This window comes from Asaia sp. VD9, from assembly GCF_037150015.1.
Lineage (GTDB): Bacteria > Pseudomonadota > Alphaproteobacteria > Acetobacterales > Acetobacteraceae > Asaia.
Genome location: NZ_JBBCQM010000019.1, coordinates 17,974 through 27,984, shown reverse-complemented (window position 1 = coordinate 27,984; position 10,011 = coordinate 17,974). Strand labels below are relative to the sequence as shown.

Here is a 10,011-nt window from a genome sequence, read left to right as displayed (position 1 = left end):
GCGTCGCAGGATTATTGTCAGGCCGGGACGGAGAAACGGCTCTCAACCGAACATAGAAACGGGTTTTTCGGTCTTTTTGCTGGAGAGACCTTGCACGCGATTAAAGAACGAAAGGCGTCGCTGCGCTGCCTTTCGCCCTGCCGCTGGCAGGTCGAACGAAAGGCTGGGGTTTTGAGGGGGCGGATGCAAGGGTAATTTTTGGCGGGAAACCGCCATTATCTGTGTGAAAAACTGCATTTTTCTCTTGCCTCTCCCTTATTATATCGTGTATATAATAAGAACACCGGGCGGAAAGCCGGGGCCAGTCCCCAGCCGCTCGGTGGAGGGAGGGTAAACCCTATGTCAGATGTCTATCTGTCTGTTTTCGCCGGAGTGTTCGGTGTTTTAACCTTTGTTTTCTTTGCCGCCGCGTATCTGTCGGAAGTCCCAGAGGCTCCGTCAGAAGGCGATCTGGAAAACCCGCGCTGTCTTCTATGTCGCGCTCTTGCCTGTTGCTGTTTTGGCAGCTTCGTCGCGCTGATGTTCTGCCTCACACTTATCAATCATTGAAGGAGCCTAACCATGTTCCCATCCATCAATCTCTCTGGTCGTGTTGGCAAGGATGCGACGCGCAAGACGTTCGGCAACGGCGGCGGATATGTGGTTTTCCGCGTAGCGTGCTCGAAGAATGTGCGTTCGCAGCAGTCCGAAACCGGCTGGCGCGAGCTGACCGAATGGGTCGAAGTCCGCGTCGATCTCCGGCAGGAGAAGCGCGCCGAGTATGTCGAAAAGAATGCGACACAGGGGCGGCAGGTTGAGGTCCGGGGCGATCTGCGTTCGGCCACTTTCCGGCCGCAGGGCGCAACCAATGATGTCACGATCTGGTACGTCGATCCGACGGATTTCGAATTCAAGGGCCGTCCCGCACAGCAGCGCGGGCAGGGGGCCGATGCTCCACCGGCCGACCAGTGGGAGGGAGAAGATCCGTTCGACCGGAAATAAGCAGGGGAGGGGAGCCGTCTTCGGGCGGCTCTTCACTTGCTTTTTCAGGCCCGTTCGCGCACATGCTATCGTGTCGTCGCGTGACGGGTTTACCCTCCCATATTTGCTTCGCAAGATGCAGACACGCGGCGACACCATCCCCATAAATTCTTGGTTCCGCTTGCAAAATCGGCTATTATGACCGCTTACCAGTCAGGAGCGAGCGTGATGGGACAGACTCTTTCCGCCAGACCGATCAGCGCAGAAGAATCCGCGCAGCGTCGTCGCGCCGTCGAGGAAGCCCGGGCGGCAAACTACCGGCAGGGATACGTCCATGATCCGGTTCTTGAAGAGGCGAACGAACGCTATATCCGGGGCGTGATTTCGCTCGAAGACCTGCGCCGCGAGATGCGCGACGCCATCCGGGCCGGTCGCTAATCCGCGGCCGCCATGAGTACCGGCGATCCGGGGCGCGGTTATACCTATCCCACCAATTCCAACGATCCGGATCAACAGGATGTCTTGCGCAACCGGCTGGACCTACGGTCGCGCGCGGCACTCAATCGGGCCGAATACAGGATCACCAGTGACCGCATGATCGACATCCGGCTGGGTTCAGGCCCGGCCGGTAATTTCGATGCGGCGCACCTCAAAGCCATTCACCAGCATCTCTTCGGCGAGATTTACGAATGGGCCGGACATACGCGCAACGAGCGGCCCGTTGTGGATGGACGACCGGTCGAGCCCATCGAATTCATGACCAAGGGCAGCACGACTTTCCTGCCGGGTTCGAGGCTCGATCGCGGGCTGGCCGAGGCATTCCGGCCGATCCGTGATCCCGATGTCCTGAAGGGCTCTAACGTCGAGCAGTTTTCCGCCGTGGCCGGTCGCGTCATGTCCGAGCTTAATTTTGTCCATCCTTTCCGCGAGGGAAATGGGCGGGTTCAGGAAGCCTTCATCGCCACGCTTGGGCAGAAGTACGGGCATGATGTCGATTTCTCCGTTATCACCAAGCCGCGAATGCTGGCCGCCTCCATCGCGGGTGCTGATGACCCTGCCAACCCGGCCATGCGTCATCTGGTCGAGGACGCGACGGACCGGGGAAGGGTGGCCGCCCTTCGGACAGCGTTTGAGCATCTGCGACAACAGGGTGCGGAGCCTTTGGCCCAGGACGTGCGGACCGCGCGTCCCGGCGAACAGATCACGGGCGTACTGGTCGCCACAGATACGCACAGCAGCAGCGTGAACACGGGAAAGGGCATCATCGTTGTACCGACGCAAGATCTCGGCCGCCAGAAGGCGGCCGCCGGCGACGACGTGACCGTGACTGTCAAATCCGGGTTCTCCGCAGCAGCGGCAGACCGCACAGCGCAGGAAAAGCCCGCCACCAGCCAGCGCGCTGCAAGCTACTGGTCCGGCCAGGTGCAGAAAGGGCAGGGTGCGCGATCCAGCCCCGCAGGCGTTATGAAGGAACCGGACGCGTCCGCGGCCAAACCGCGAGGCCCGAAGCTCCGCTAACCGGAAGGACCGCGCCCTGTTTCTTTCTCTCGAAACGCTCTGGTTGATTGGCGGCTCCTGCGTAATTGGTGCGGTCGTATGGCATGTCCGCCGCCGACCGCTTGGCAAGGCAACGCCGGCGACGCTCTCGGCCGACACGCCGGCCGAGAGCGTGCAGGAACCGCCCGAGCAGAACCAGACAGGGCGGGAAGCTATCCTGCGCAAACGCTATCAGCCCAAAGCCCTTCTATCGGATTGGGAACGCCGTGCCCTTCTTGCCTTTCGGGCGCAGATTCCGGCCGGACACTATGTCTGCCCGCAGGTGCGGCTTGCGGAGCTGGTAAGCATCGTGGTCGATCCACGCCGCTTTCCCGAGGCGTTGAATCGGGTAGCCGGTAAAAGTCTCGATTTCGTGGTGATCGAACTGGCGACGGGGCGGCCGGTCCTTGCCATCGAACTCGATGATAGAAGCCACCAGCAGCGACAGCGGCAGGACCGCGACCGCTTCGTCAACGATCTGATGGAAGCCCTCAACATTCCGTTGCGACGCTTTACACCGTCGATGACGCTCGACGTTTCCGGGCACTTCGCGCCCGGTCCGTCAGCGCGTCAGGTACTCGCGCGGCCAGCGCGCTAAAGCAGCCAGCGCCGCACATACTCCGCCCGCGATGAATGTCTTGTACGCAATGAGGATTCCGGCTGACCAGAGCAGCGACGCACCATGAATGAAGCAGAGCACCGCCAATATGGCGGCCGGAAGGCCGACGGCAAAAGCCAGCAGGGAGGCAAACGGGCGAAGCGCAAGCCGCAGGCCCGGATTGAGTGACATTCTCCGCATAGTCTGCCCTCCCTTATGATGCCGTGTCCCTGACTTTATTTGTTGTCCTGTGCAGCAGGAGGCCGAGGCGGCTCAAGCCAGAGCGGCGCGGCGCAAGCCTGTCGCCCGCCCTGATCGAAAGCATGAGCGCGGCAGGCCGATAGGACAGCCGGAATGTCGTTGTTCCGGACCAGTTCAATCAGGGCCGTCTCAGCGCCCGGGCCATGCTCCTGTAGCGCCGCGAACAGCGCCCCCTTGTCGTAAAGACCGTTCGTCCTGCCGTTTTTCCAGCCCGTGCCGTATCCGACACAGGCCGCCGTGATGGCGAGCACTCCGGCAATGCCGCCCGCCATGAGCAGCGTCTTGAGCTTGACCGTGCGTTCCTGAACCTTCACCTGCGAAGCGGTCAGCTTCAGGAGTTGGGGAGCCAGTTCCTGAACGATACCGGCTTTCTGGCCTTCAAGTTCCAGCCGTCCAGCTTCGACCGCATCGCTTCGCGCGCGATCGAGGTCCGCGCTGATGTCGCGATACTTGTTGAACGTCGCCTTGTAGAGCGCGGCCTGAGCACCCAGCGTCTCGGACATCGCGTGCAAGGCAACACCCAACGGATCATCCGTCAGGTGCGCCTTGGCAATCGCCAACTGTAGATCCTGTCTTGCGCTGGCGATCGCGCCTTCAAAATCGTCTGCCGGTTCGTCCTGGCTTACGGAAGCCATGACATGATCCCAGCAAACCGGCGGTCCATCGCTTCGAGCCATGTCCGGACCTTTGAGCGGTCGAACATCCCGAGGGGAGGCGTGGTCAGGCCGTCGCGCGCGGCGCTGAACAGGCTCCGGCGGCTTTCGACGGCTGCCGCCGCATTGAGCCGGGGCATCCACAGCGGGACCGCCCCGTCCGTGACTTCATCCACGACCACGGCGCTTGTCAGCAGGCGGCCGAATGACTGATCGCGCGTGTGACCGATTTCCTTGGATGCCTCGTTGAACACGATCGCCCGCGCGTCCGGCGAAAACCCGCGATCGCGCAGTGTTGCAATCGGGGCCAGATCATCGACCTGCGACCCGACCAGCGAGATCAGGACGGGAACCGCGCCGGCCTCGGCAATCGCTGATGCGAAACCCGGCATTTCGGCCGCCGTCTCGCGCAGCGTGGTGTCGCCGCCGCCAAGATCGAGAACCGCCGTTGTCTGGTTTTCGACCGCGTATTCGATGAACCGCTGCATCCACTGCGCAACGCCTGCCGGATCGTCTGTGTTCGGTCGCGCCACGTCCTGAAAATACGACGAGAACGACGCATTGGTTGGGTCCAGATCCGCCATGAGGATCGGCCGGTTGCCCAGCAGAGCACGCTCGGCCGCCCAGCGCAGGAATGTGGTCTTGCCGGTCTTGCCGCGCCCGTTGACGAAGACGATCTTCGTCTTGCCGCTCAGGTCCATGCCCTCGGCAATCACCGGCTCGGCTTCTTCGACCTTACGCGGCGTGAAGGGTTTAACGTCAAAGACCGGTTCCTGCGCGAGTGTCTGGTTCAGATCGAACTTCGCAGGCTGGACCGGCTTCTTGGCAGCAGGCGCAGGGTTTTTGTTGCCTGATTTCGTGTCGCTCATTATGATTCCTCAGTCTTTACAGGACGATTAGTTAGCATTGCTAAAGCATCGGCTCTTGAGCGTTTCGGCCGCTCAGGAGCCGTTTGCGTTTTTACCGCCTTGGGTTCGGCTGTCGGGGGCAGAGGGGTTCGCAGTGAGATCGGCTTGAACTCCGGTTCGCCTTCCTCCCTTTCCGGGGCCTGTTCCAGCCACGCAGGCGAGGGGTCCGCTGACGGTCTGATGGACGAGGCAGCAGGAGCCGGTTTCACGCCTCCCGAGACGACTGGCGTTCTCGCGGGAACCGCTCGAACTGTCGTCGCCTCTGACCTGTCCTTCCGCGCCTTGTACGCTTTCGCGCGCAAGATCGACCCTTTCATGGGCACCTCGGTTTTATACGTGATGCGCGCACGAGCCATCGCCCGGCCGACATCATCCCAGGACCAGCCCGCACTCACCATCGCACTAAGCTCCGGCTCATGAGCGCGTATCCACGGCATCACCTGATCCTGTGGGGTCCAGTCCTGGCTGAACCGATCCGCAGCCTCCTGCAATTCCTCTTCAGTGCGAGGACGTTTGCTCGGAACTCCACGGATCGTCTGTCTGTTGGCGTTTTTCATGGCTTGAGAAAAATTGCATTTTTCTTCTCGTCCGTCACCTTCTTTTTTTATTCCGTAGCCTCTAGAGTGCCCTCTAACGTATCCTCTGATGTGTCCTCTTTCGTGTCCTGATACGTGGCCTCTATCGTATCCTTCCATGAGAGGTAGGAGGGTGAGGGGGGAGTGGCGTTTTTTCTACAGACCAAGTCATGCTAGACGCATGGGGTGAAAAGGTGCGAAAAGAAGGCACTGATTCCGGCGCATCGCCTTCCGATTCATTGCTCACGTTTTCGTGATAATGCCGGGAATAAGGAGCCCGAACCCTCATGGCGAAAGACACCGACGGGGCCTATCTCGCCCATGTTTCCGATACGCTGGAAGAGCACGGTAAGCAGCTCTCGGCCATTCAGACCGTCCTCGGGATGATGCTCGACACGCTTCAGGCGCAGACCGAAATGCTGACCGAAGTGCTGGCAGCCGCCAGAGACGAGCCGGGGGATTCTCCGGTCGCGCAGGCCCTCACCAACCTGACCGCCGCCGTGGGCGAGAATACCCAGGCCGTCAACACAATGGCCGAAAGCATGAATGATATGGCGTCTCTTCTTGTCGCTTCCGGTCACGAGGCGTCCGATACCCCGGCACCCTGATGCTGACCTATCGGACAGGCGCGGCCGGGGCCACGTCCGCCGCCAAGGCCATGAGCGAGCACCTGCTTCAGCAGACCCTTCCGCCCGAGATGGCCGTGATGGCGGAGTACTACGCGCAGGGTGTAAGACCCCCGACCCCGGCCGAGGCCGCTGCCACCCGCTATGCCGGCACCACGAGCGGGATGGATGACCTGGCCGACACGCTGGCAATGGAAATCGACCGCCTGCGAGAAGCCACGTCCGATTCGGACAACGTGCTGGCAGTCCGCGCAGCCGGAACCTTCGTGGCGGCCAATCTGATCGACCGGGCCAAAGCCGAGGAATTGTTGCAGCAACGCGCCGTGCCCTTCACTGCCGACGCACTTGATAGCGAGATCCGCAACGCCAGCGCCGCCCGCGACTACAGCAGTGCGACAGCCATCCCACGCCGGGACATGAATCCCGAATTGGCCGCACGACTTGGGATCGACCCCACGAAGGGCCTGACACCGGCCGAAGTCGCTCACCTTCTGAACGGGCAACGAGCAGACGGACAGGATATTCCGGGGAAGACGAAAAGATCGGCCACGGAAGCAATCGGCAAAATCTTCGAGATGGATGAAAGCCGATTGCCCACGAGATCCGAACTGGAAGCCGTTCTGGCGGGCAAGACGGTTTCTGGCGGCGATATACCTGCTAAGAAAGCTGAACGGGCTGTACGGCGTTTTACGGCCGTCCTTGGTGCCGATGCGGCCAGCCTGACCAATGACCAACGCGAAAACATCCTGTCCGGGCGTATGGCCGACGGGCAGGAGTTGAGTGTGTCCGAATATCACGAGCGCATGGACACCAGTCGCGCCCGGATCGGGTATGTGGATTTCACCTTTTCCGCCCCCAAATCGGTTTCCGTTGCATGGGCATTCGCCCCGACAGAAGCCGAGCGCGGAATCATCCTTCAGGCACATCACGACGCGATCGCCTCAACCATGCAGGAAGTGGAAAAGGTGATCGGACGTGCGCGGAAAGGCGACGCCGGAAAAGATGGCTGGGACCCCGCATCCATCGGCTGGGTGTCCTTCGATCATTATACGGCACGGCCGACCGTTGAGGTCATCCGGACAGACGACCAGGGCGAGGTCTTTACCGAGCTGCATACGCTCCGTCAGGGAGGGGGCCGGGTGCCAGGCGATATGCAGCTCCACACGCATACTGCCATTCTGAACGCGGCACTGACCGACGAGGGCCGCATGGGCGGCCTGTGGCTCGATCAGCTTAACGGCAAGGTCAAGGAGTGGGGCGCCGTCTATCAGGCCCACCTAGCGACGAACCTGCGCAAGCAGGGGGTCGATATGGTGCTGGACGAGCGGACGGAAATGGGCAGGGTTGCAGCCATTCCCGAGAGTGTCTGTGAACAGTTCAGCCGCCGCACACTTTCAGGAACGGCCGCCGCGCGTGCCTATGCGGCAGGGCAGGGCCTTGATTGGGATACCCTCGATGCCAAGCGCAAAATCGGCCTTATCAAGCAAGGGGTGCAAGATCCGCGCGGCGCGAAGTCGGACGATCTTACCGACATGGCCTCATGGCAGCGTACGGCCGCAGAGATCGGATACAAGCACCGGAGCATTCTCCGGCCCGATGAAATCGCACCCGAGCGCGATCGGGCCGAGCGCCTGGAACACGCCTATGAAGCTGCACAGCATGTCTTTGACAAGCAGCTTCAGCAGCGCGCATCTCTTGACGGTTCTGATGCCCGGATCGCCGCCGCCAAAGGATTGATCGCAGCGGGGATCGACACAGCAGCCGACATCAACGCCGTGACCGCAGCCATGCGCAATCGCGGCGTCCGCCAGCACGGACGTCAAACCTCCCTGATTTGGGGAGAAGTCAAAGACCCGGAAGGCAGAGAGCGGGTCGGAATCACGACCGCCCTTCACGAAAGCGAAGAGCGCGACCTGATCCGCATGACGCGCGAGGCCGCGAAGGATCGAAGCGGCGCGCTCACGGACAAGCAGATTGACCAGGCCGTCAAGGCCCATCCCGAACTCAGTTTCGAGAGCGCGCACGGGCAGGCCCAACGCACGATGATGGAGGATCTAGGGAAGGGCGGTCAGGTCGTCGTGGGGATCGGCGTTGCAGGTTCAGGAAAAACCACACTCCTGAAGCCGCTCGTAACCGCGTGGAAGCAGCAGGGCCGGGACGTTCACGGCATCGCCTTGGCCTGGCGACAGTCCGACGATCTGTCTGCTACGGGTATGGAAGTCGCCAAGACCCGCGCTCTGGAATCCTTCCTGCGCCGGATCGACAGCGGCAAGCTCAAACTCACCAAGAAATCCGTCGTCGTCGTTGACGAACTCAGCCTCCTGGGCACACGCCAGCTCAATGACATCCTCAGGAAGCGAGAGGACATCGGCTTCAAGCTGGTGATGATCGGCGACCCGAAACAGATGCAGTCCGTTGAGGCGGGCGCGGTTATCGAATTACTGCAACGAGGGCTTGGCAAGGAAAACATACCCCTCTTGGGGACGTCCACGCGCCAGATTCAGCAGGAAGAGCGCGAAACCACCCTTATGTTTCGCAACGGGCAAACCGAGGAAGCCGTCAAGCGGAAGGCGGAAAATGGAACCCTGCGTGTTGCACCGGGAGGCTACGAGGAAGCCATCAAGGCCGTGGTCGATCTCTGGCAGCAACGCCGTACGGAGAATGCCGATCGCGACAAATACACCCTTTCGATCTCCACCCCGACGAATGCTGACGCCCACAACATCAGCCGCGCGATCCGTGATCGCCGGCGTGAGCTTGGGGAAATCAGCGCGGATCTGATTACCATCAAGGCACAGGCTACCGGAGAAAATACCTCCTATGACCTGTCCCTGGCACGCGGCGACAAGGTTCGCCTGTTCCAGCGGACAAATGCCCGCTTCCTCGATACCAATTCAGGCGGGAATCTCGGCCGCAACGGCACTGTGGTTGAAGTCCGTGACGTACGCGAAGAGGGGCTGGTTCTGCGAGGGGCCAATGGTCGGGATGGACTGGTGAAATGGGACTCCCTCAAGGATAAGGAAACCGGTCGGTTTCTACTATCCTATGGGGACGCGATGACCACCAATACCAGCCAGGGTGTCACCGTCACCGAGCATATTTTTGCCATTCCAGCCGGGTCACGGAATGTCACGGCGTTCGGTGCTTACACTTCGTCCAGCCGACACCGGGAGCAGACCTTTATGGTCACATCGGATGGCGCTGAACGGAGCGAGATTGCCGGCCGACGGCCTCTGGGGGATCAGCGTACAATTACCGCAACCGATGTCCTGAAAAATATCATCCGGAACTTCGAGCGCCAGCCCGAAAAAGAGACAGCACACGCCCTTCTGGAACGAGCGGAAAATATCCGGCGTGGCACCGTACGCGCTATGCAGCAGACAAAACAGGGTCTGGAAGCACGGGAAGGAAAGGGCAAGCAACGTGCTACTCTGGCAGGCCGCTTCTCAACCCGCCGGCATGAGCAGAAGGCAGCCGAGGGCCTTAAAAACACGGCTGAAGTCATGAAGGACCGAAAAGGTATGATGGATCGGTTGCGTGAGATGACCGAAGCCTTGAAAGCGAAGGTCAGAACCATTCTCTCGCGCAAAACCGAAGCCAAAGCGCAGGAAAAACAAAAGAAACGGCGCAGTGCGCGCCTATAAGGTAGGATCATGTCGGCAAATTATGAGCGTCCCAAGCCAATCGACACGATCCATTACCGGAAAGACTGCATCTTCCGCATTCGCTGCGGCTGCGGCCACTTCGTTGTCGAGCCTCTCGGTCAGTTTGCAACTGCTCGGGGGATTCCGGCTTCCACTCGCATCTATCGGATCATTGACCGCCTCAAATGCTCAAAATGCGGTGGATGCCCGACAGCCGAAGTAACACGATACTGATGATTTAGACCATTTA

11 protein-coding genes are annotated in these 10,011 nt (G+C 60.7%); 8 read left to right on the top strand and 3 right to left on the bottom strand.

Annotated elements, in window-relative coordinates; translation table 11 throughout:
- From WFJ47_RS15645 to WFJ47_RS15625, 5 genes are all read left to right on the top strand, one after another.
- Window positions 1–195: hypothetical protein (locus tag WFJ47_RS15645; RefSeq protein WP_336764241.1), on the top strand; the 195-nt coding region annotated here is incomplete at its 5' end.
- 366 nt (window positions 196–561) lie between these two features.
- Complete coding sequence (locus tag WFJ47_RS15640) at window positions 562–981, top strand: single-stranded DNA-binding protein (protein ID WP_007284576.1); 420 nt, start codon at window positions 562–564, stop codon at window positions 979–981.
- Between the two features lie 207 nt (window positions 982–1,188).
- Window positions 1,189–1,398 (top strand): antitoxin VbhA family protein, encoded by a 210-nt coding sequence (locus WFJ47_RS15635; protein WP_007284575.1) that lies wholly within the window; start codon window positions 1,189–1,191, stop codon window positions 1,396–1,398.
- A gap of 12 nt (window positions 1,399–1,410) precedes the next feature.
- Complete coding sequence (locus WFJ47_RS15630; protein WP_007284574.1) at window positions 1,411–2,478, top strand: Fic family protein; 1,068 nt, start codon at window positions 1,411–1,413, stop codon at window positions 2,476–2,478.
- Window positions 2,479–2,521: 43 nt separating this feature from the next.
- A complete protein-coding gene (locus WFJ47_RS15625; protein ID WP_070097778.1) occupies window positions 2,522–3,094 on the top strand; it encodes a DUF2726 domain-containing protein in 573 nt (190 codons plus the stop codon).
- On the opposite strand, the gene WFJ47_RS15620 is transcribed toward WFJ47_RS15625, so the two are convergent.
- Genes WFJ47_RS15620 through WFJ47_RS15610 form a run of 3 tightly spaced genes read right to left on the bottom strand, consistent with a single transcriptional unit; the run spans window position 3,059 to window position 4,877 of the window.
- On the bottom strand, window positions 3,059–3,286 hold the full coding sequence (locus WFJ47_RS15620) for a hypothetical protein (protein WP_007284572.1): 228 nt from the start codon (window positions 3,284–3,286) through the stop codon (window positions 3,059–3,061). The genes WFJ47_RS15625 and WFJ47_RS15620 overlap by 36 nt on opposite strands.
- Before the next feature lie 44 nt (window positions 3,287–3,330).
- On the bottom strand, window positions 3,331–3,990 hold the full coding sequence (locus WFJ47_RS15615; protein ID WP_007284571.1) for a hypothetical protein: 660 nt from the start codon (window positions 3,988–3,990) through the stop codon (window positions 3,331–3,333).
- Window positions 3,978–4,877, bottom strand: a complete 900-nt coding sequence (locus WFJ47_RS15610; protein ID WP_007284570.1) for a hypothetical protein — start codon at window positions 4,875–4,877, stop codon at window positions 3,978–3,980. The genes WFJ47_RS15615 and WFJ47_RS15610 overlap by 13 nt, the downstream gene beginning before the upstream one ends.
- Before the next feature lie 144 nt (window positions 4,878–5,021).
- Here WFJ47_RS15610 and WFJ47_RS15605 point away from each other — a divergent pair, with 144 nt between their 5' ends.
- From WFJ47_RS15605 to mobF, 3 genes are all read left to right on the top strand, one after another.
- A complete protein-coding gene (locus tag WFJ47_RS15605; protein WP_180952909.1) occupies window positions 5,022–5,336 on the top strand; it encodes a hypothetical protein in 315 nt (104 codons plus the stop codon).
- Window positions 5,337–5,778: 442 nt separating this feature from the next.
- A complete protein-coding gene (locus WFJ47_RS15600; protein WP_007284568.1) occupies window positions 5,779–6,099 on the top strand; it encodes a hypothetical protein in 321 nt (106 codons plus the stop codon).
- Window positions 6,099–9,761, top strand: coding sequence for a MobF family relaxase (gene mobF, locus WFJ47_RS15595; protein ID WP_061487238.1), 3,663 nt, complete (start codon window positions 6,099–6,101; stop codon window positions 9,759–9,761). Before WFJ47_RS15600 ends, mobF begins: the two co-directional genes overlap by 1 nt.
- Window positions 9,762–10,011: the final 250 nt, after the last annotated feature.